Annotated in this window: 23 protein-coding genes; 15 read left to right on the forward strand and 8 right to left on the reverse strand. The window is 70.4% G+C overall.

What is annotated here, in order from left to right:
* Nucleotides 1-16: 16 nt before the first annotated feature.
* The 4 genes from IE307_RS02870 to IE307_RS02885 all read right to left on the reverse strand — a co-directional run bounded on the left by IE307_RS02870 (nucleotide 17) and on the right by IE307_RS02885 (nucleotide 2,292).
* Nucleotides 17-469, reverse strand: coding sequence for a hypothetical protein (locus IE307_RS02870; RefSeq protein ID WP_191295839.1), 453 nt, complete (start codon nucleotides 467-469; stop codon nucleotides 17-19).
* Nucleotides 470-594: 125 nt separating this feature from the next.
* Nucleotides 595-1,134, reverse strand: coding sequence for a carboxymuconolactone decarboxylase family protein (locus IE307_RS02875; RefSeq protein ID WP_191295840.1), 540 nt, complete (start codon nucleotides 1,132-1,134; stop codon nucleotides 595-597).
* A 34-nt stretch (nucleotides 1,135-1,168) separates the two neighbouring features.
* Nucleotides 1,169-1,696 (reverse strand): peroxiredoxin family protein, encoded by a 528-nt coding sequence (locus IE307_RS02880; protein WP_229904332.1) that lies wholly within the window; start codon nucleotides 1,694-1,696, stop codon nucleotides 1,169-1,171.
* 5 nt (nucleotides 1,697-1,701) lie between these two features.
* Nucleotides 1,702-2,292 (reverse strand): protoglobin domain-containing protein, encoded by a 591-nt coding sequence (locus IE307_RS02885; RefSeq protein ID WP_191295841.1) that lies wholly within the window; start codon nucleotides 2,290-2,292, stop codon nucleotides 1,702-1,704.
* A gap of 159 nt (nucleotides 2,293-2,451) precedes the next feature.
* Between IE307_RS02885 and IE307_RS02890 the strand changes: the two genes are divergently transcribed.
* A complete protein-coding gene (locus IE307_RS02890) occupies nucleotides 2,452-3,078 on the forward strand; it encodes a MarR family winged helix-turn-helix transcriptional regulator (protein ID WP_191295842.1) in 627 nt (208 codons plus the stop codon).
* Between the two features lie 272 nt (nucleotides 3,079-3,350).
* Here the strand turns inward: IE307_RS02890 and IE307_RS02895 are convergent, their stop codons facing one another.
* Nucleotides 3,351-4,028: an MOSC domain-containing protein gene (locus tag IE307_RS02895; RefSeq protein ID WP_191295843.1), complete on the reverse strand. Its 678-nt coding sequence runs from the start codon at nucleotides 4,026-4,028 to the stop codon at nucleotides 3,351-3,353.
* A gap of 88 nt (nucleotides 4,029-4,116) precedes the next feature.
* Between IE307_RS02895 and IE307_RS02900 the strand changes: the two genes are divergently transcribed.
* A complete protein-coding gene (locus IE307_RS02900) occupies nucleotides 4,117-4,536 on the forward strand; it encodes a Fur family transcriptional regulator (protein WP_191295844.1) in 420 nt (139 codons plus the stop codon).
* Between the two features lie 18 nt (nucleotides 4,537-4,554).
* On the forward strand, nucleotides 4,555-6,021 hold the full coding sequence (locus IE307_RS02905) for a catalase (protein WP_191295845.1): 1,467 nt from the start codon (nucleotides 4,555-4,557) through the stop codon (nucleotides 6,019-6,021).
* A gap of 46 nt (nucleotides 6,022-6,067) precedes the next feature.
* Here IE307_RS02905 and IE307_RS02910 read toward each other — a convergent pair whose 3' ends face one another.
* Nucleotides 6,068-6,730: a lytic polysaccharide monooxygenase auxiliary activity family 9 protein gene (locus IE307_RS02910; protein ID WP_191295846.1), complete on the reverse strand. Its 663-nt coding sequence runs from the start codon at nucleotides 6,728-6,730 to the stop codon at nucleotides 6,068-6,070.
* Nucleotides 6,731-6,999: 269 nt separating this feature from the next.
* On the opposite strand from IE307_RS02910, the gene IE307_RS02915 reads away from it, so the two are divergent.
* Nucleotides 7,000-8,319 (forward strand): TIGR01777 family oxidoreductase, encoded by a 1,320-nt coding sequence (locus IE307_RS02915; protein WP_191295847.1) that lies wholly within the window; start codon nucleotides 7,000-7,002, stop codon nucleotides 8,317-8,319.
* Here the strand turns inward: IE307_RS02915 and IE307_RS02920 are convergent.
* A complete protein-coding gene (locus IE307_RS02920) occupies nucleotides 8,316-8,696 on the reverse strand; it encodes an NAD(P)-binding protein (protein WP_191295848.1) in 381 nt (126 codons plus the stop codon). The genes IE307_RS02915 and IE307_RS02920 overlap by 4 nt on opposite strands.
* A gap of 57 nt (nucleotides 8,697-8,753) precedes the next feature.
* On the opposite strand from IE307_RS02920, the gene IE307_RS02925 reads away from it, so the two are divergent.
* Together IE307_RS02925 and IE307_RS02930 are read left to right on the forward strand one after the other, a co-directional pair.
* Nucleotides 8,754-9,632 carry an alpha/beta hydrolase gene (locus IE307_RS02925; protein WP_191295849.1) on the forward strand — a complete coding sequence of 293 codons (879 nt, stop codon included), beginning with the start codon at nucleotides 8,754-8,756 and terminating at the stop codon, nucleotides 9,630-9,632.
* A 36-nt stretch (nucleotides 9,633-9,668) separates the two neighbouring features.
* Complete coding sequence (locus IE307_RS02930; protein WP_191295850.1) at nucleotides 9,669-10,061, forward strand: hypothetical protein; 393 nt, start codon at nucleotides 9,669-9,671, stop codon at nucleotides 10,059-10,061.
* Between the two features lie 75 nt (nucleotides 10,062-10,136).
* Here the strand turns inward: IE307_RS02930 and IE307_RS02935 are convergent, their stop codons facing one another.
* On the reverse strand, nucleotides 10,137-10,925 hold the full coding sequence (locus IE307_RS02935) for an SDR family NAD(P)-dependent oxidoreductase (RefSeq protein ID WP_191295851.1): 789 nt from the start codon (nucleotides 10,923-10,925) through the stop codon (nucleotides 10,137-10,139).
* A 92-nt stretch (nucleotides 10,926-11,017) separates the two neighbouring features.
* Here IE307_RS02935 and IE307_RS02940 point away from each other — a divergent pair, with 92 nt between their 5' ends.
* From IE307_RS02940 to IE307_RS02980, 9 genes are all read left to right on the forward strand, one after another.
* Nucleotides 11,018-11,611: a TetR/AcrR family transcriptional regulator gene (locus tag IE307_RS02940; RefSeq protein ID WP_229904333.1), complete on the forward strand. Its 594-nt coding sequence runs from the start codon at nucleotides 11,018-11,020 to the stop codon at nucleotides 11,609-11,611.
* Between the two features lie 113 nt (nucleotides 11,612-11,724).
* A complete protein-coding gene (locus tag IE307_RS02945; protein ID WP_191295853.1) occupies nucleotides 11,725-12,564 on the forward strand; it encodes a helix-turn-helix transcriptional regulator in 840 nt (279 codons plus the stop codon).
* Between the two features lie 110 nt (nucleotides 12,565-12,674).
* On the forward strand, nucleotides 12,675-13,418 hold the full coding sequence (locus tag IE307_RS02950) for an SDR family NAD(P)-dependent oxidoreductase (RefSeq protein WP_191295854.1): 744 nt from the start codon (nucleotides 12,675-12,677) through the stop codon (nucleotides 13,416-13,418).
* A 162-nt stretch (nucleotides 13,419-13,580) separates the two neighbouring features.
* Complete coding sequence (locus tag IE307_RS02955; RefSeq protein WP_191295855.1) at nucleotides 13,581-14,021, forward strand: hypothetical protein; 441 nt, start codon at nucleotides 13,581-13,583, stop codon at nucleotides 14,019-14,021.
* Nucleotides 14,022-14,077: 56 nt separating this feature from the next.
* Nucleotides 14,078-15,136 carry a FecCD family ABC transporter permease gene (locus tag IE307_RS02960; RefSeq protein WP_191296472.1) on the forward strand — a complete coding sequence of 353 codons (1,059 nt, stop codon included), beginning with the start codon at nucleotides 14,078-14,080 and terminating at the stop codon, nucleotides 15,134-15,136.
* Entirely contained in the window at nucleotides 15,133-16,188 is a 1,056-nt protein-coding gene (locus IE307_RS02965; RefSeq protein ID WP_191295856.1) for a FecCD family ABC transporter permease, read from the forward strand. The genes IE307_RS02960 and IE307_RS02965 overlap by 4 nt, the downstream gene beginning before the upstream one ends.
* A gap of 194 nt (nucleotides 16,189-16,382) precedes the next feature.
* Entirely contained in the window at nucleotides 16,383-17,216 is an 834-nt protein-coding gene (locus IE307_RS02970; protein ID WP_191295857.1) for an ABC transporter ATP-binding protein, read from the forward strand.
* A 76-nt stretch (nucleotides 17,217-17,292) separates the two neighbouring features.
* Nucleotides 17,293-18,339: an iron-siderophore ABC transporter substrate-binding protein gene (locus IE307_RS02975; protein ID WP_191295858.1), complete on the forward strand. Its 1,047-nt coding sequence runs from the start codon at nucleotides 17,293-17,295 to the stop codon at nucleotides 18,337-18,339.
* 32 nt (nucleotides 18,340-18,371) lie between these two features.
* Entirely contained in the window at nucleotides 18,372-20,168 is a 1,797-nt protein-coding gene (locus tag IE307_RS02980) for an ABC transporter ATP-binding protein (protein ID WP_191295859.1), read from the forward strand.
* The last annotated feature ends 10 nt before the right edge of the window (nucleotides 20,169-20,178 follow it).

Genomic DNA, 20,178 nt, shown 5'->3' on the forward strand with positions numbered 1-20,178 from the left:
CCGTCCCGGCGGACGATTACCCCGCCCTCTTGACGGTCTCGAAGTAGGTGTTGGACGCGGGCAGGTAGCTCGCCACCACCGCCAGCGCCGCCACCAGCGCGCCCCCGTACGCCGGAAGCGTCGCCGACCCCTCGCCGACGAACAGCGACGCCACCTGGAACACCGTGAACACGGTCAGCAGCACCCTGGCCCAGTTGCGTCCCGACCGGAGCTTGAACGCGAGCCACAGCTGCACCAGCGCGATCACCAGGGCGAAGCTCGCGAAGGTCACCTGGGTGATGGTGGCCGCGCTCTGCAACTGCTCCTCGGTCATCGTGGTCCCCGACGCCCTCAGCGCCTCGACGAGGTCGTCGTGCGTGCCCACCAAGACGCCCACGGAGGTCGCCGCGAAAACGCACGACACGAGAAATCCGGTGAACGCCGCGATGATGGTGCTCGGCGGCGTGGTCCTGCCCGTTGCGGTAGTCATGATCACGACCGTAGGACGCCGCTGAAGTGGTTGCAGCACAACGAGTTGCGATCTAGTACTTTCGGACGAGAGCCCGGTTGCGGCGGTGTGGCACGACCGCCAGCATGCCGGGCCCGTCCGTCGCGTCAGCGGGTCAGGGCGACGCGGGTGAAGTCGACCGGGACGTCCAGGGCGACGTTGATGTAGTTGGTGAACACGTTCAGCGCCACGTGCGCCACCGTCTCGACGATCTCCTCCTGGCTCAGGCCGGCGTCACGCGCGGCCTGGACGTCGGAGTCGGCGATCTGGCCGCGCTTCTCGACCAGGGTGGTGGCCAGCGCCAGCACGGCCGCGGTGCGCGGGTCGTCGGACTTGCCGCCCTGGGCGTTCGCCATCTCCTCGGCGGTGGCGCCCGCCTTCTTGCCGAGCATGGTGTGCGCGGAAAGGCAGTAGTCGCAGCGGTTCTGGTCGGCGACGGCCACGGCGATCATCTCACCGAGCTTGGCTCCGAGCGCGCCCTTGCCCAGTGCGCCGAACTGCGCCCACATGCTGTTCAGCGCTGCGGGCGAGTTGGCGACGGCCTTGAACATGTTGGGCACGATGCCGAAGGCGCCCTTGATCTGCGCGAGGGTCTCGGCGCGCTCGTCGGTGACCTGGTCGGGGTTGGTGAGTTCGACGCGGGACATGGTGGTTCTCCTCCTGGTGTGAAGTGGGGGTGGATCAGGTGCAGGTGCCGTCGACGGAGCAGACTCCGGGCGGCGCGCCGCCGTCGAGCAACCTGGTGACGGCCGAGGCGAGCGACATGTCGTCGACCTGGCCGAGTTTCTGGGCGCGCAGCGCGCCGTCGCGGTCGATGAGGACCGTGGTGGGCGTGCCCTGCATGCGGTAACGGCTGAAGGTGACCGGCGCCGGGTGCGTGCCGTTCGGCGCGTCGACGCCGACGGGGAACGGGATGCGGTACTCGTGCAGGAACGCCTCGAGGCTCGTCGGCGTCATGGCCTGGTGGTGTTCGAACACGGTGTGCAGGCCGATGACGGCCACTTCGTCGCCGAAGAGCCGGGACAGCCGCACGGCCTGTGGGAGAGCGTGGCTCACGCAACCGGGGCAGAGCATCTGAAACGCCTCGAGCACGACCACGCGGCCGCGCAACCGGGCGAGGTCGAGCGGCTCGCTGTTGAACCACTCGGTCGTCTCCCAGGGCGGCGCCGGTGCGAGCAGCCCGCTCGACGGGGACAGCAGGAGGCTCACCGCCGTCACCAGCCCCGGCCGGCGTAGGGCTGCGACCAGAGCGCGACCTGCAGGGTGACGGCCTTGAACCACGCCTGGAACATGGCGTCGACCTGCTCGTCGTCGTGACCACCCGCGGCGAGGAACGGCTTGATCGTCGCGGTGATCGGGTAGATGAACGCGATGATGTGGCGCAACGGGATGTGCGACACGGAATCGGCGTGGTCGGTCTGGTTCTTCTTCGGCTCGGTGTGCCGCAGCGCGATCTCCTGCTGGTAGGCGAGCCAGCGCTCGTCGTACGGGCGGGTGCAGGTGTCGATGATCCAGCGCGCGAACCGGGCCCTCACCCGCGCCAGGTAGTCGTCGATCGGCGTGCCGTCCGGCGTGGAGAAGTAGGCCACGAGGTGCGGGTGGGAGCCGACGAACCCGTACCAGACGTCGAGCACCTGGTCGATCTGTCCACTGAGGACCTCACCGGCCAGTCGCAACGCCTGCTCGTCCGCCGGTCCGAAGAGGACGCTGGCCTTCAGCAGGTCGAGGTCCGCCGCGGTGACCGGCGAGGGCGCGAGACCGGGGTCGTCGTGGGTGTAGCCGGGGACGGGATCGGGAGACGTCATGTCGCTTCCTTCGTGATGTCGAAGCTCCGCGGTGGGATGAGCACAGCTTGCCACAAACTAGGTAGGAGTCCTACCAACTTCTGCCGACAGGTGATCCAGGTCTCAACGGGGAATGCACGTACCATCGCCGTGGAAAGTCCTACAGGCGAGGCGGAACGCATGACTGACACCGACGGCACGGCCGGGCTCGACCGGCGGCTGGCCGACGCGCTCGAGCGGCTCGGGCACGGCATGCGTTCACTGGCGCAGCGCACCGCACGGGAGCACGGGCTGTCGCCGCTGCAACAGCAGGTGGTGCTGGCACTGGCCAAGCACACGCAGGCCCGCGGCGAGGTGGCCGCGCTCGCCGCGGAGTTCGACGTCTCCACCCCGACGATGTCCGACGCGGTGACGGCGTTGGAGCGCAAGGAACTCGTGGTCCGCTCCCCCGGCACGGACGGGCGGCGCCGGACGCTGGCGCTGACCGGCACCGGCGAGGAGGTCGCACGTGGACTGTCCTCCTGGGACGATCCACTGACGACCGCACTGGCGGGGATTTCCGAGCAGGACAAGGCCGTCGCACTGCACACGCTCCTGCGCGCGATCGCGGACCTGCAGCGCGCGGGCGTGGTGAGCGTGACGCGCATGTGCACGACATGCCGGTTCTTCGGCCGCGACGAGCACCCCGAACCGGACGCACCGCACCACTGCCACCTGCTGCACATCCCGTTGCCGTTGACGGGCCTGCGCACCGACTGCCCGGAGCACGAACCGGTGGACGCGCCGGCCCGGCGCAAGCGCGGCTGAGGCTCAGCCCTTCAGGCGCGCGGCCTGGTCCTGCTGGGCCTGTGCCGAAGTCTGGTTCACCAGGAGCCGCGGTCGAGGTGGTTCTTGGCGGCGCGGCCGGATGGCCCGCGCACCGACTGCCCGGGAACACGAGCCAGCGGACACGCCAGCCCGGCGCAAGCGCGGCTGAGACTCAGCCCTTCAAGCGCGCGGCCTGACCCTCCCGGCCTGCGCCGAAGTCTGGTCCCACACGAACCGGCGGACGCGCCGGACCGCGTCCGAAGGTCCGAGACTCAGCCTCCCAAACGCGCGGCCTGGTCCTCCAGATCGCCGTCGACCCTCCGCCGCAACAACTTCGCCCAGGACTCGGGCAACACGTACGCGTGCCGGAGCAGCCGGCGCACGGCGATCTCGTCGCCGCGGTCGACGTTGAGCACGCGGTGCACCTCGGCCGCGGTGATCCCGTGCGACGGCCTGGTCGTGAGCTCCAGGGCGTCGCCCGCCGCGAGGCTTCCCGGCTGCAGCACCCGGCAGTAGAACCCCGTGCGGCCGGTGCTCTGCGTGCGCACCGCCATGTCCTTGATGCCGTGGTGCGCGGCGAGCTTGTAGCAGGGCCGGCGCGGCTGGGTGACCTGCAGCAGCACGGACCCGACCGAGTAGACCGAGCCGAGCACGACGTCGCTCTCCAGCAGGCCGGACGTGGTGAGGTTCTCGCCGAACGCGGGTGTCGCCAGTTCGCCGACCTCCTGCGCCCAGGCCGCGTAGTGCTCGCCCGGGTAGAGCAGGACCGCCTTGTCGGGCCCGCCGTGGTTCTCGCGGTCGCCCTGCTCGTCGCCCGCCAGTCCGGGCGCGCCCACCTCGACCGGTCCGGACACGGGCCTCTTCGCGATGGCCGAGCTCACCGGACGGCCTCGCCAGGGCAACACCCGCGCCGCACCGGTGGACACGACCGACACGTGTGGACCGCTCATGGACGACCTCGTTCCTGGAACCGTTCTTGTCTTCGGGGCGCCCAGCATGCCACAGTGTAGCTAGGAGTCCTAACTACCTGGAGTGCACGTGTCCGCAGAAGACCCGGTCACAGCCCTGCGCGGAGCCTCGCTGAGGGTCACGAAGCAACGGATCGCTGTGCTGGCCGCCCTCGGGCGTCACCCGCACGCCGACGCCGACCACCTGGTCCGGGCCGTCCGCGAGGAACTCGGATCCGTCTCGACGCAGGCCGTCTACGACGTGCTGACGGCGTTGTCGGAGGCACTGCTGGTGCGGCGGATCGAGACGGGGCCGCGGGCCCTGTTCGAACTGCGCGCCCACGCCCACGACCACGTGCTGTGCCGGGAGTGCGGTGCGCTGGCCGACGTCGAGCCGGGCGGCACGACTCCCCCGGCGCTCCCGCAGGCGCACGGGTTCCGCGTCGACGAGACCGAGGTCCTGCACCGGGGGCTGTGCCCCTCGTGCCGGCCCGGCGAACAGATCCCCTGAACGGAGAAGGTCCACCTGATGTCGTTCGAAGACAACACCAACCCCCTCACCACGGCCGCCGGCGCCCCGGTGGCCGACAACCAGAACAGCCTGACCGCCGGAGCGCGCGGGCCTGTGCTGCTGCAGGACCTGTGGCTGCTGGAGAAGCTCGCCCACTTCGACCGCGAGGTCATCCCCGAGCGCAGGATGCACGCCAAGGGCTCCGGCGCGTTCGGCACGTTCACCGTCACCGGTGACCTCACGCCCTACACGAGCGCCGCGTTGTTCAGCGAGATCGGCAACCAGTGCGAGATGTTCGTGCGGTTCTCCACGGTGGCGGGCGAGCGCGGCGCGGCCGACGCCGAACGCGACATCCGCGGCTTCGCGACCCGGTTCTACACCAGCGAGGGCAACTGGGACGTGGTCGGCAACAACACGCCGGTCTTCTTCTTCCGCGACCCGCTGAAGTTCCCCGACCTGGCGCGCGCCGTGAAGCGCGACCCGAGGACCAACCTGCGGAACCCGGAGAACAACTGGGGCTTCTGGACGAACCTGCCCGAGGCGCTGCACCAGGTGACGATCGTCATGAGCGACAGGGGGATCCCGCGCTCGTACCGGCACATGCACGGGTTCGGCTCCCACACCTACAGCATGATCAACGCCGAGGGCGTCCGGCACTGGGTCAAGTTCCACTTCCGCACGCAGCAGGGCATCGAGAACCTCACCGACGAGCAGGCGGGCCAGCTCATCGGCCGCGACCGCGAGTCGCACCAGCGCGACCTCTTCGACGCCATCGAGCGCGGTGACTTCCCGGCCTGGAAGCTCTACGTGCAGGTGATGCCGGAGGCCGACGCCGCCGACTACCGCTTCCACCCGTTCGACCTCACGAAGGTGTGGAGCAAGAAGGACTACCCGCTGATCGAGGCGGGCGAGATGCGCCTGGACCGCAACCCCGGCAACTACTTCGCCGACGTCGAGCAGGCCGCGTTCACGCCGGCCAACGTCGTCCCCGGCATCTCGCTGAGCCCCGACAAGATGTTGCAGGGCAGGCTGTTCTCCTACGGCGACGCCGCCCGGTACCGGCTGGGCGTCAACCACCACCAGATCCCGGTGAACCACCCGAACGGCGCGCGGCTCGTGAACACCTACCACCGCGACGGCGCCATGAGGGTCGACGGCAACCAGGGCGGGGTGCCCGGCATCGAGCCGAACAACTTCGGCCGCTGGGCCGAGCAACCGGCCTACGCCGAGCCGGGTCAGGCCGTCGGCGCGGTGGCCGACCGGTTCGACTTCCGCGAGGACGACTCGAACTACTACGAGCAGCCGGGAGACCTCTTCCGGCTGATGACCGGCGAGCAGCAGCAGGCGTTGTTCGACAACACCGCGCGGGCCATCAAGGGCGCCCGCAGGGAGACCGTCGAGAAGCACGTCTCGAACTGCGCCAAGGCCGATCCGGCGTACGGCGAGGGCGTGCGCAAGGCCTGTGAGGTGATCGGCGCGTTGTGACGTGGCGGCGCGTGCTCCGGCGGCCACCGGAGCACGCGCCTGCCTCCTAACCGAAGTTCACGTCACTGCACCACATGTACGTCTGGTCGGTGTGCGATGCCTGCCAGATCGTGAACACCACGTGGTGGCCCCGGTAGGCGCCCGACGTCTGGACGTTGAACCTGATGTCCTTGGCCGGGGCGAACCTGCCGGTCTGCGCGACCTGGTCCAGGTTGCCCCAGCCCAGGCGTTGGGTCTTCGGGTCGAACCCGTTCTTGCTGACGTAGACCCGCAGGTAGTCGGCTCCGTGACTGGCCTGGTCGTACAGGTGCATCTCGAAACTGCTGCCCAGGTTGGTGGTCTTCCACTGGCCCGGGGTGTTGAGGGAGTTGTTGCGCGCCAGGCCGTTGCTGCACAGCTGGCCGTCCGGAGTGGACCCCTGGAAGTTGCCGCGCAGGCCGTCCCGCAACGCGCTCATCCAGTTCCACATGGTGTCGGAGTTGGCCTGGAAAGCCTGGTAGCACATGGGATCCTGCTGCTGCATGGCCGGATTCGTGTGCTGGCTCCCCCACGTCTGCCAGCACTGGTAGGCGCGCGTGGCCGGGCCGACGATCGTGCCGTGGGCCGAGGCCGTGGGCGTCCACAGGAACGTGCAGACGAGCGCGCCGACGATCACGGCGATGAGGCCGCGCCGTCTGGCGAACGACCCGAAGGTGCTGCGTGTGCGCATGATGAGCCTCCGTTTCGATGGTCGAGCGGCGGCGGATTCGGGGAGCGCTCCCAGATCATTCACGCTAGCCGTGACTCTTCGAGATCACAAGGACACGCGGAGTGATAGCGAGGCCGGACGCGGCCCTCCGGACAGCTCGGACCGGCACTGTCCTGCGGTTCTTCCCGCCGAGAGGACGTTCTCAGATCCCCGCCGCGAGGTGTCGAACGTGTCGAACGGAATCGGCCTGCCATCAAGCGAACCGCGCGGGACGCACTTAGCGTGGGGTCATGTCCCTGATCTTCTCCAGCGTCGTGGACGCTCCCGTCGACGAGGTGTTCGCCTGGCACGCGCGGCCGGGCGCCATCCACCGGCTCACCCCGCCGTGGCAGCCCGTCGGCGTCGTGCGCGAGGCGGACACCCTCGACGGTGGCCGCGCGGTGCTGGGGTTGCCGCTGGGACTGCGCTGGGGTGCCAAGCACACCGGCTTCGCGCCACCGCACCGGTTCGTCGACGAGCTGGACTCCGCGCCGCTGAGCTGGGCGCTGAAGTGGCGGCACAGCCACGAGTTCGCCGCGGAGGGCGACGGGACGCGGATGACCGACCACGTGGAGACGCCGGTCCCCGGTGCGCTGCTGCGGTCGATGTTCGCCTATCGGCACCGCCAGCTCGCCGCCGACCTGGCCGCCCAGGCGTCCGCGCGGAAGGCGGGCGACCGGCCGATCACGGTGGCGATCACCGGCGCCGGCGGGTTCGTGGGAACGGCCCTGTGGTCGTTCCTGAGCACCGCCGGGCATCAGATCGTGAAGCTGGTCCGCCACTCCCCCGGTGGTCCTGGTGAACGGCGCTGGGACCCCGACCGCCCGGCACCCGACCTGCTGTCCGGTGTGGACGCTGTCGTGCACCTCGCCGGCGCGTCGATCGCGGGCAGGTTCACCGACGCGCACCGGCGGGCCGTCCGGTCCTCCCGGATCGGCCCGACCAGGGCGCTCGCCGACCTGGCCGCGGCCAGTGGCGTGCCGGTGTTCGTCAGCGCGTCCGCGATCGGCTTCTACGGCGCCGACCGGGGCGACGAGGAGCTCACCGAGGACAGCGAACGCGGTGAGGGCTTCCTCGCGGACGTCGTCGCCGACTGGGAGGCCGCCACCGCACCGGCCGCGGCGGCCGGCGTGCGGGTGGTCACCGTGCGCACCGGACTGGTGCAGTCACCCGACGGCGGCACGTTGCGGCTCTTCCACCCGCTGTTCGCCGCGGGGCTGGGCGGGAGGCTCGGCGACGGCCGGATGTGGCAGTCGTGGATCGGGATGGACGACCTGGTCGACGTCTACCACCGCGCGCTCTACGACAACTCGCTTCACGGACCGGTCAACGCCGTCGCCCCGCACGCCGTGCGCAACAGCGACTACGCCGCCACGCTCGCGAAGGTGCTGCGACGGCCCGCGCTGCTGCCGGTGCCGTCGTTCGGGCCGCGGCTCCTGCTGGGCGAGCAGGGCGCCCGCGAACTGGCCGGGGCGAGCCAGCTCGTCAGGCCCGCCGTGCTGACCGGGGCCGGGCACGCGTTCCGGCACCCGGACCTGGAGTCCGCACTGCGCCACGTGCTCGGGCGTTAGGCGGAGCGGGCGCGCACGAAGACCTCGTCCGCGCCCAGCCTGGTGAACAGGTCCTGGTTGGCCGAGTCGCGGACCGCCGCGACCACGGTCGCCGCCGGGGTGAGGCCGCGCACGACCATGGTGATCAGCAGGCCGTCCAGGTCGTCGGGCACGGCGACGACGACCCGTGACGCGAACTGCGCCTCCGCCTGTCGCAGCGCGCACATGTCCCGCCCGTCGCCCCGCACGACCCCGGCGCCGTTGGCGAGCGCGCCGATCAGCGCGACCTCGTCGAGGTCCAGCACCACGACCTCAGCGTGCTCGCGGTCGGGCGGGAGGTGCCTCAGGACGTCCAGAGCCGCGTCCCCGTACCCCACCACCACCGTGAGCCCGATCATCGTGGCTCCTTTCTGGTTGACTCGGCGGCTTCGCCGACCTGTCGAAGGGGATGCCCAGTGCGGCTGGAGTTGAACAGCTTCATCGACCCGGACCTCGCGCAACACGTCGAGGAGGCCCGGTCCGAGAACGCGAGGAGAGGCGTCCGGCGAGGTCCTGCCGGCCCCGAGGAACTGCGGGAACTCCGCGCCGCGTTCACGCCTTCGGAGAACTCCACGCCGGTCGAGTCCGGCGGCAGGCGGGCGCACGTCAGGATCTTCCGGCCGGAGGGCCCGCCGCGCGGCGTCTACCTGCACTTCCCCGGCGGCGGCTTCTACCTGGGCGCGCCGGTGCAGGACGACGAGCGCCACCAGCGGCTCGCGGACGCGCTCGGCATCGCGGTCGTGAGCGTCGACTACCGGCTCGCCCCGGAACACCCCTGGCCGGCCGCGCCCGACGACGCGGAGACCGCCGCGCGCTGGTTGATCGAGCACGCCGAGGAGCAGTTCGGCACGGCGAAGCTCGCCATCGGCGGGTTCTCGGCGGGCTCCACCCTCGCCGTGACGACGTTGCTCAGGCTGCGCGACCACCCGTTCACCGGCGCGGTGCTCCAGGCCGGCACGTACGACCTGAGCGGGCAGACCCCCGCGGGCCGGTTGATCGCCGGCGAGTACTTCATCGAGCTCTACGCGGGGCAGGCGCCGGACAGGACGAACCCGGACATCTCCCCCGTCTACGGCGACCAGCGCGGCCTGCCACCGCTGTTGGTGGTCGTCGGCGCGCTGGACGTCGTGCTGGAGGACAACCTGGCCATGGCGGCCCGCGTCCTCGCGGCGGGCGGCGAGGTGGACCTCAGGATCTACCCCGAGTCGCAGCACGGTTTCACCAACCGCCGCACCGAGATGGCCCAGGAGGCACGCCTGCACATCGAGCGGTGGCTCGCGGAACGCCTCTCCTAGACTTCCGTCACCCGAGAGATCAACTGAGGTGGCGACATGAAGCTGGGCGATGTCACGCGGACCACTCTGGCCTGCGTCCGGATCTTCAACGGCGCGCTGGGCCTCCTCGCCGCCGACAGGATGGCGAAGAGCCTCGGCGACGAACTGGGCGACGACAAGCGGTTCGTCTACCCGGCGCGCATGTTCGGCATCCGCACGCTCGTCCTCGGCGTCGACCTGCTGACGTTGAAGAGCAGTGACGCGAACGCCGGCAGGGTGCTGCGCCAGGCCGTTCTCATCCACGCCACCGACACCGCCGCCGCCGTCTACGCGGGCAGGCGCGGCGAGCTGCCGGCCAGGGCGGCGAGGCTCACCACGATCATCTCCGCCGTCAACACCGGGCTGGCCGTCGTGTCCCTGATCGCCGCCGGGAAGGACAGCCGGGGCTGACCACCGCGGGAGGGCTGGAGGCGCCGGTCGACATGACCTGCACCTCCAGCTTCGGCCGGACGCGCCGCCGTCCTCTCAGATGCTCTTGATCGAACCCGCGTGCACGGCCCAGTTCGACCCGATGGCGCTGGGCATCGTCGGCGACGCCAGCAGCACCACCGCGCGGGCGATCTCGTCCGGGTCGATCAGGTCACCGGTGAGCAGTCCGGTCTGCTCGGGCAGCGCCGCCAGCAGGTCGCCGTGCGCGATGCCCATGTTCGCCGCGACGCCCGCCATGTACCCGTCCGGGCCCACCAGCAGGTCGGTGCGCGTGCCACCAGGGGTCACGGCGTTCACGCGGACACCCTTGCGGCCGACCGCTTCGGCGAGCCCGCGGGTGAAGGCGTTCAGCGCCGCCTTGGCCGACGCGTAGGGCAACGGCGAGGTGTGCGGGTCGCGGGCGCTGCTGGAGCTGATGTTCACCACCGCACCTCTGGCCTCGACCAGCGCGGGAAGCGCGGCGCGAGTGGTGCGCACCGCACTGCTCAGGTTCAACGCGAACACGTTCGCCCAGGTGTCGTCGTCTCCGCTCAAGGGATCCTCGAAGATCCCGTCCGGCACCTCACCACCGCCGGCGTTGTTGACCAGCACGTCGAGCCGCGGGTCCACCGCCAGCGCCGCCTCGACCACCTCGCGCGGACCGTCCGAAGTGGACAGGTCGGCCGAGATGAAGTGCGCGCCGGTCTCCTTGAGCTCAGCGGTGTTGCGGCGCGCGGTCGCGATGACGGACGCGCCCTCGGCGACGAACGTTCGGACGATGGCAAGTCCGATGCCCTTGCTCGCCCCGGTGACGAGTACGCGCTTGCCTTCGAGTTGCAGGTCCACGGGTTGTTCCTCTCCACGTCGTCTCTCCTCTTAAGTGATACACATCTGTCGCAGATACCGCAACAGATGCGACAGCCATGTATCATTTACGGGTGGCGGAGACGACAGGGCGACGACTGCGGGCAGACGCAGAGCACAACACCGCGCTCATCCTCGTGGCCGCGGAGAAGGTGCTGGCGGACGATCCGTCGGCATCTCTGGAACGCATCGGCGAGGCGGCAGGCCTGACCAGGGCCACCGTCCACCGCCGCTTCAGCTCGCGCTCCGCGCTGCTGGAGGCCCTGACCGAGCAGCTCAACCAGCGGTACCTCACCGCACTGGAACAGGCGCGAGCGGACCTGGGCCGCCCGCTGGTGGCGTTCCGGCGGTTGACCGATGTGGTGTTCGAGCTCAAGGCCAGTCACCGGTTCGCGATGGAGCTGTCCGATGAGCAGCACGGTTGCCAGTCGGGCCTGAGCCCCGAAGTGGCCGCCGGGCTGGAGCAGGTCTTCGCCTGCATGAGAGAAGCCGGGGAGATCACCGCCACCGGCGCGGACTGGTGCCGCCACGTCTACCTCGCGGTGCTGCACCAGGTCCACCAGCTGCCCGAGGACGCTCCGGATCTGGTCGCATGTGGATCGTCACGAGCCGATCTGGTGGTCCGGACGGTGGTCGGCGCTCTCGGAGGCGTGCCTCGTCGACCTTGACCGCAACCCCAGCGGGTTCGTCTCGGCAGAGCTGTGACACCGCAGGCGTTCCGCCCCGATCTTGTCCATTGTGGAGCGGGATGGCCCCCTTCGCGCCCGGTAGCATCGCGACCATGTCCTCGGCCAACCCCCTCGGTGAGTTCCTCCGCGCGAACCGGGCCCGGCTGGACCCCGCCGACGCGGGGCTGCCCGGCGCCGGCGGCAGCCGCCGGGTCACGGGGCTGCGCCGGGAGGAGGTGGCGGTGCTCGCCGGCGTGAGCGCCGACTACTACGCCCGCCTCGAGCAAGGTCGGGAGCGCAATCCGTCGGCGCAGGTACTGGCAGCCATCGGACAGGCGTTGCGGCTGAGCGCGGACGGGAGGGAACACCTCTTCCGGCTCGCCGGGCTCACCCCCCGGATGGGACCGGACAGCGCGCGCGACCTCGTCCACCCCTCGCTGTTGCACCTGCTCGAGTCGTTTCCCGCCTCGGCGGCCTACGTTCTCGGTCCCTCGTTCGACGTGCTGGCGGCGAACACCCTCGCGACCGCGCTGCTGTCCCCGTTCGGCGACATGCGGAACATGGTGCGGATCCTGTTCACCCATCCCGAGGCCCGCACCGTGTTCGTCGACTGGCCCGCCGTCGTGCGCGCCACCGTGTACGCGCTGCGGCTGAACGCCGGCCGGTTCCCGCAGGACGGGGAGATCAGCGCACTCGTCGACGGGTTGTCCGAGTCCTCTCCGGAGTTCCGAGCACTGTGGAACGACCAGTCCGTCGGCGGTCTCACCCGTGCGTTCAAGGTGTTCGTCCACCCCGGCGCGGGACGGGTCGAACTGACCTACCAGACCTTCGACGTGCACGACGCGCCCGGTCAGCAGCTGCTCGTCGGCACGGCCGAACCCGGTAGCCGCAGTGCCGAGGCGTTGTCCTACCTGGCTTCTCTGCAGCCCGCGTCCCCTCCCGGCGGCCGCTGACGCCCGGTCTCCGAGGGTGGGTGTGCCACACCTGGGCTACGGCGTCCTTCTTCGTGTGCGCTCTGACGAGTTGACTCGTTCTCGTCGGTCACGTCGAGGGAATGAGTTCTATGAAGATCGTTGTCATCACCGGTGGGAGTCGGGGCCTGGGCGCCGCCGCGGCGCGAGCGTGTGCGAACCGGGGCATGGGCGTCGTCTTGACGTACAAGGCGAATCCCGAGTCGGCGGCCCGCGTGGTCGACGACATCGCCGGGGGTGGCGGCACCGCTGTCGCGCTGCCCCTGGACGTCTCCGACGTGTCGTCGTTCGGTGGGTTCCGCGAGGCGGTTCAGGTCGCGGTGCGCGAGAAGTGGGGGCGGGAGGGGATCGACGGGCTGGTGAACAACGCCGGGTACGGGGTGTACACCCCGATCGCGTCCGTGTCGGAGGAGGTGTTCGACGCACTGTTCGCCGTGCACCTGAAGGGACCGTTCTTCCTCACGCAGGCACTGCTTCCGCTGATCGCGGACGGCGGTGCCGTGGTGAACATGACGAGTGCGACCTCACGGGTGGCGACGCCGGGAGTGGCCCCCTACGCGAGTTTCAAGGGAGGCCTCGAGGTGCTGACCCGGTACATGGCCAAGGAGTTCGGCGAGCGGAGGATCCGGGCGAACGCGATCGCGCCGGGCGCCATCCGCACGGAGCTCGGCGGTGGGCTGACGCCGGAGTTCGAGGCGGCACTGGCGGCCCAGACTGCCCTGGGACGTGTCGGTGAGCCCGAGGAGGTCGGCTCGGTGGTCGCCACCCTGCTGTCGGACGACGGGGGCTGGATCAACGCCCAGACCATCGAGGTCGCCGGTGGGTACAGCATCTGAGCTGTCATCGGCGATGCCGGCCGGACCAGTTCGGAGGCGCGGCACGCAGCCCGGGGACGCGCCGGCGGGCTCCCCTGGGGACCAGGGACACTCACGGGCGCGAACGACACCCTGGCACGGGAAGTCTGGCTCCTGCACACAGCACCACGAGGAGCGGACGACATGCCCACGATCACCCTGACCCAGCAGACCACCGCGACGCCCGAGCAGTTCGTCGCCGGACTCACCGACTTCGGCCCCGGCCGCGCCGGGCTCTTCCCCAACAGCGCCGACGCCGACCTGCGGGTGCACGACCGCGGTGACACGTTCGCCGACGTCACCGAGGGCTCGGGCGGCATCTGGGAACGCCTGCACTACGACTGGTCGGACCTCAGCCGCGTCGTGCTCACCACGGTCGACTCCAACGTGTGGGGCGGGCGTTCCGGCCACACATACACGTTCACGAAGCAGGCCGACGGGACGACGCTCGTGCGAGCGGAAGTGGTGCGGGAGGGCAAGAACCTCAAGGGCAAGCTGCTCGGCCTCTCGCTCGGCCTGCTCGGCAAGAAGGTGCTCGGCGGCGCGCTGGAGAAGACCGTGCGGGCCATCGAGACCAGGGGTTAGGTAAGGGTGCCCTGGGTCAACGGGCCGGGCGGCGGCTAACGTAGCCCGTCGTGAGCATGGTCGTGGAGCAACGCGGGCCCGAACCCGCACCGGCGCCGGAGGGCCCGCACCGCAGGCGGCGCCTCGGGCTGGCGGGCCTGCTGGTGTTGCTGGCCGCGGCGTCGGTGTTGTCCCTGGTGGTCGGCGCGCGGTCGCTCACCCCGGCCGAGGTGTGGCAGGGGTTGTTCGGCGATCCCGGCGGCGACCAGCGGCTCGTCGAGATCACGCTGATCGTGCAGACGCTGCGGGTGCCGCGGACCGTGCTCGCCGTCGTGGCGGGCATCGGGCTCGGCGTCGCGGGCGCGTTGATCCAGGGCCACACCCGCAACCCCATCGCCGACACCGGACTGCTCGGCGTCAACTCCGGGGCGTCGTTCGCGGTGGTGCTGTCGGTCTACCTGTTCGGGCTGTCGAGCCCGTTGCAGTACATGTGGTTCGCGTTCCTCGGCGCCGCCGTGGCGGGCGTGCTGGTGTTCGGGCTGTCGAGCCTCGGCCGCGGCGCGGGCAACCCGCTGACCCTCGCGCTCGCCGGGCAGGGCGTCACCGTGTTCCTGGCCGCGATGACGACGGCGGTCGCTCTCGGCAGCACCCAGGCGCTCGACGTGCTGCGGTTCTGGAACGCGGGCTCGGTGCAGGGCGTCGGGTTCGACGTGATCTGGCCCGCGGCGGTCTTCATCGGCGTCGGCGTCTTCCTGGCCCTGCTCAACCTCCCGGCGATCAACCTGCTCAACCTCGGTGACGACGTCGCGCGCGGTCTCGGCGTGAACATCGCGGCGAACCGCACCATCGGCGTCGTGGCCATCACGCTGCTCGCGGGCGCGGCCACGGCGGCGTGCGGGCCCATCGCGTTCCTCGGCCTGATGGTCGCGCACGTCGCGCGGTGGTTCACCGGACCGGACTACCGCTGGCTCGTGCCGTACGCGGGGCTGCTCGGCGCGGCCGTGCTGCTGCTCGGCGACATCGCGGGCCGGCTCGTCGCACGGCCCGCCGAACTGCAGGCGGGCATCGTCATCGCTCTCATCGGCGCCCCGTTCTTCGCGGTGCTGGTCTGGCTCGGGAAGTTCAGGCAGGCATGATCGAGACACCCGAAATGCACCGCGGCGTCCGCGTCGGCGGCTGGTCCTGGGTGTGGCGCCCGTGGATCGTGCTCGTCACCGTCGTGCTGACCGCGCTGACGTTCCTGATCTTCTCCGTGTCGATCGCCATCGGCGACTTCACCATCGAGCTCCCCGCCGTGTTCAGGACGCTGATCGGCCAGGGCGAGCGGGTCGACGAGTTCGTGATCATGGACCTGCGGATGCCGCGCGCCCTCGTCGGTCTCATCGCCGGCGTCGCGCTCGGGATCTCCGGCGCGCTGACCCAGTCGATCGCGCGCAACCCCCTCGCGAGCCCCGACGTCCTCGGCATCACCGGCGGCGCCAGCGCCACGGCGGTCTTCGTCGTGACGGCGAGCGGCGGCACGGCGATCGCGAACTCGATCGGCCTGTCCACGGCCGCGCTCGCCGGCGGCCTGCTGACCGGGTTCCTCGTGTACTTCATGGCGTGGAAGAAGGGCATCGACGGCTTCCGCCTGATCCTCATCGGCGTCTCGGTCAGCGCCGTGACGCAGGCGCTCACGACGTGGCTGCTGGTCCTCGCGGACCTCCGCGACGTCGCCCGCGCCCAGCGGTGGCTCGTCGGGTCGCTCGACTCGCGGTCGTGGTCCGAGGTGTGGGCGTCGGTCTGGATCATGGCCGCGCTGGTCCTCGTCGTGCTGGTGGCCGCCTTCCAGATGAGGCCCATGCACTTCGGTGACGACGTGGCCGCCGGTCTCGGCGTCCGCTACTCGGCCGTGCGCGCGATCTTGCTGCTGTGCGCGGTGCTGCTGGCCGGTGTCGCGGTCTCGGCCGCCGGGCCGGTGCCGTTCGTGGCGCTGGTCGCGCCGCAGATCACCATGCGGCTGATGCGCACGCCCGTGCCGCCGCTGATCGCCTCCGGGCTCTTCGGGGCGTTGCTGTTGATCGGCTCGGACCTGATCGCGCGGACGGTGCTGCCCAACGACCTGCCCGTCGGCATCGTGACGGCGATCATCGGCGGGCCGTTCCTCGTCTACCTGCTCGTGCGGGCGAACCTGAAGCGCGCTGCCTGAGGCCGGCCTTCGTCAGCGGCGTTCGGGCCGAGCACTCGCCGCCGCGCCTGCGCGTCAACGCACGAGTCCGGTTGCGTTGACGCACGGGGGACGGCGGGCCGCTCGGCACCACGATCACGCTCGCCCACCGGCCCCCATCGCCTCAACCTGAAGCGCGCTGCCTGAGGCCAGCCTTCGTTAAGTAAGGTTGCCCTATGACCGCGCTGCGCAACGATGCCGCCCGACTGGGGGCCGAGGGCGTCACGGTCGGGTACGCCGACAGGGTCGTGCTCGACAACCTCGACGTCGCCATCCCCACCGGGGTGATCACCACGGTCATCGGCCCCAACGGCTGCGGCAAGTCGACGTTGCTGCGCACGCTGTCGCGGTTGCTCAAACCGCGCCAGGGCACGGTGCTGCTCGACGGCCACGACATCGCGCGGCTCAGGACCAAGGACGTGGCGAAGCGGATGGGGCTGCTGCCGCAGACGCCGATCGCGCCGGAGGGCCTGACGGTCGCCGACCTGGTGGCGCGGGGGCGGCACCCGCACCAGAGCTGGGTGCGGCAGTGGTCCAGCGACGACGCGGACGTGGTCGCCAAGGCGTTGCGCATGACCGGTGTCGCCGATCTGGCGCACCGGCCCGTCGACTCGCTCTCGGGCGGTCAGCGGCAGCGGGTGTGGATCTCCATGACGCTCGCGCAGGGCACCGACCTGCTGTTGCTGGACGAGCCGACGACGTACCTCGACCTCGCGCACGCGATCGACGTGATCGACCTGGTCGACGACCTGCACGAGAGCGGCTGCACGATCGTGATGGTCCTGCACGACCTGAACCTGGCGGTGCGCTACAGCGACAACCTGATCGTGATGAAGTCCGGGGCGATCGTGGCGCAGGGTCATCCGAGCGACGTGATCACGAGCGACCTGCTGCTGGACACGTTCGGGCTGCAGGCGAAGGTCATCGACGACCCCGTGAGCGAGCGGCCGCTGATCGTGCCGATCGGCCGGACCCACGTGGTATCGAAGAGTGACCAAGACCTTGGTTAGCCTGCCCTAACTGGGTGATAAGGTTCGGCTGTCCTAAATTTCCCCCGCCGCGTGGGCAGCGAAGAAGAGGTGCCGAATGGGCCAGAGAACGACCATGACCTGGAAGCGGCTGACCGCCGTGGCAGCAGCCGCACTGGTCGGTGCCAGCGTCCTCGCCGGGTGCGGTTCTTCCACGCCTGAAACGACTCCCGGCGCGGACAACGCCGCCGGCGGCACGTTCCCGACCAAGGTCGAGCACTTCTTCGGCACGACGGAGGTCAAGGAGGCGCCCAAGCGCGTCGTCTCCCTCGGCTACACCGACGACCAGACGCTGCTCGCGCTCGGTGTCGTCCCGGTCGGCATGGTCGACCAGTACCCGAACCCGGAGGGCACCAAGCCCGACATCAACACCCAGTGGGCCTGGGTGAAGGACAAGTGGGGTTCGACCACTCCCGAGGTCATCATGCGCAACGGTGACACCGAGCCCAACTACGAGAAGATCGCGCAGCTGCGCCCCGACCTGATCGTCGCGGTCTACTCCGAGGCCGACCAGGCCTGGTACGACAAGCTGACCAAGATCGCACCGGTGGTCGGCCGCACCAAGGAGGAGAAGGAGCCCTTCAGCGCCAAGTGGCAGGACAACGCGCTGCAGATCGCCAAGGCGGTCGGCAAGGGTGACGAGGGCGCGAAGCTGATCAAGGGCATCGACGACAAGATGGCCGAGGCCAAGAAGGCCAACCCGGACTTCGCGAACCAGACCGCCACCGTGACCACGTGGTACAAGGACGCGGTCTCGCCGTTCGCCACGACCGACGTGCGCGGCCAGCTCGTCAGCGGCATCGGCTTCAAGGGCAACACGAAGGTCGACGAGATCGCGGCCGGCAAGTTCTTCACCTCGCTGTCCCCCGAGCGCGTCGACGTGATCAACACCGACCGCATCTTCGTCATCGCCGACAAGGCGGACCAGGACTCGCTGAAGAACTTCCAGCTGTTCGCGAACCTGCCCGCCGTCAAGGCCGGCAAGGTCTCCTGGGTGCTCGACAGCGAGGGCCCGGCGGTCGGCGCCGCGATCTCGCAGGCCACCCTCGCGTCCCTGCCGTACGCGATCGACGAACTGGTGAAGTCGGCCAAGTCCGCCGGCTGATCACGCACAACTCCAGCGAAAGGCCTCCCCTCGTGACCACGAGTCTCACCGGCGCGCCCGCGAAGATCCTGCGCACGGCGTCCGGGCGGGAGGCCTCCCGCTGGCTGCTCGACCACTGCCGCTCCGCCCCCGCCCTGCCGATCGCCACCGTGCTGGCGACGGTGGTGGGGGCGGTGCTGCAGATCGTCCCGGTCTTCCTGCTGGGCACCGTCGTGGACGGGATCACGCAGGGCCGCGACGCGTCGATCCTCTGGACCATCGGCATCGCGACCGTCGTCTCGGCACTGGCCGGCGCGGCCATGACCGCGGTGTCGACCTACCTCGTCGGCCGCGTGGGCGCGGAAATGCTGGCGCGTCTGAGGGAAGGCGCCGTCCGCGCGGTGCTCGGGATGCCGAGCGCGCGGATCGAGGAGGTCGGCCGAGGCGACGTGCTCTCGCGCGTCGGTGACGACGTCGCCGTCATCTCCAAGGGTTTTCGCACGGCCATCCCGACGATCTTCTCGGCGGTCGTGCTGGTCGTGATCGCGACCGCGGGCATGTTCGGCCTCGACTGGCGGCTCGGTCTCGCGGGCGCGTGCGCGCTGCCCGCCTACTGGCTGGCGCTGCGCTGGTACCTGCCGCGCTCACAACCGCTCTACCGCGCCCGTTCCGAAGCGCAGGCCGACCGCGCGCAGGCGTTGATCAGCGGCCTCGACGGCATCGAGACCGTTCGCGCCTACCGCCTGGAGAACGCGTTCCGGGACAAGGTGACCGCGGAGTCGTGGCGGGTGCGCAACATCGGCATCGACGTCTTCCGGTTCTTCGGCCGGTTCATCGGCCGGGAGAACCGCGCCGAGTTCATCGGCCTCGGGCTGATCATCGTCGTCGGCTACTTCCTGGTGAGCAACGGGGAGTCGTCGCTGGGCCAGGTCTCCGTCGCGGCACTGCTGTTCCACAAGCTGTTCGTGCCGCTCGGCCTGATCATGGCGTTCTTCGACGAGGCGCAGAAGTCGGGCGCCGGCCTGACGCGCCTGGTGGGCGTGCTCACCGAATCCGACGGCGACGAGCTCGTGCGCAGCGCGGTGGCCGTCGACGCTGACGCACGACCACTTCCGGTCTCGGTGCGCGGGCTTTCCTTCCGCTACCCCGAATCCGAGTACGACGTGCTGCGGGACATCGACCTGGAGATCCCCGCCGGCACCTCGCTCGCGCTGGTGGGCGCGACGGGTGCGGGCAAGACGACGCTGGCGGCACTGGTCGCGGGCACCGGCACCCCACTGACCGGATCGGTGCACATCGGTTCGTCGGACCTCGCGGAGCTGGACGAGGCGGGCGCCCGCGCTCTGGTGAGCATCCTGACCCAGGAGGCCCACGTCTTCGCCGGTCCCCTGGCCGAGGACCTGCGGCTCGCGGCACCGGACGCGACCGACGACGAGCTGATGGACGCGCTGCGGACCGTGGGCGCGGAGAAGTGGGTCGAGGCGTTGCCGTCCGGGCTGCGGACCGACGTCGGCGAGGGCGGCGAACGCCTCGACGTGACCAAGATCGCCCAGATCGCGCTGGCCCGCCTGGTGCTCGGCCGCTCCCCCGTCGTCGTGCTGGACGAGTCGACGGCCGAGGCGGGCAGTCAGGGCGCCGCCGCGCTGGAACGGGCCGCGCTCGCCGCGTGCAGGGGCCGCACGACCCTGCTGGTGGCGCACCGGCTGACCCAGGCCATCGCCGCCGACCGGATCGCCGTCCTCGACGCGGGCCGTGTGCTGGAACAGGGAACGCACGAGGAGCTCGTGGCGCGTGACGGGCGTTACGCGGCACTTTGGGCCGCTTGGCGATTCGGATCGACAACTACTTAGGTTAGGCTAC

The sequence above is a fragment of the Lentzea cavernae genome, from assembly GCF_014653695.1.
In the GTDB taxonomy this organism is placed as follows: Bacteria; Actinomycetota; Actinomycetes; order Mycobacteriales; family Pseudonocardiaceae; genus Lentzea; species Lentzea cavernae.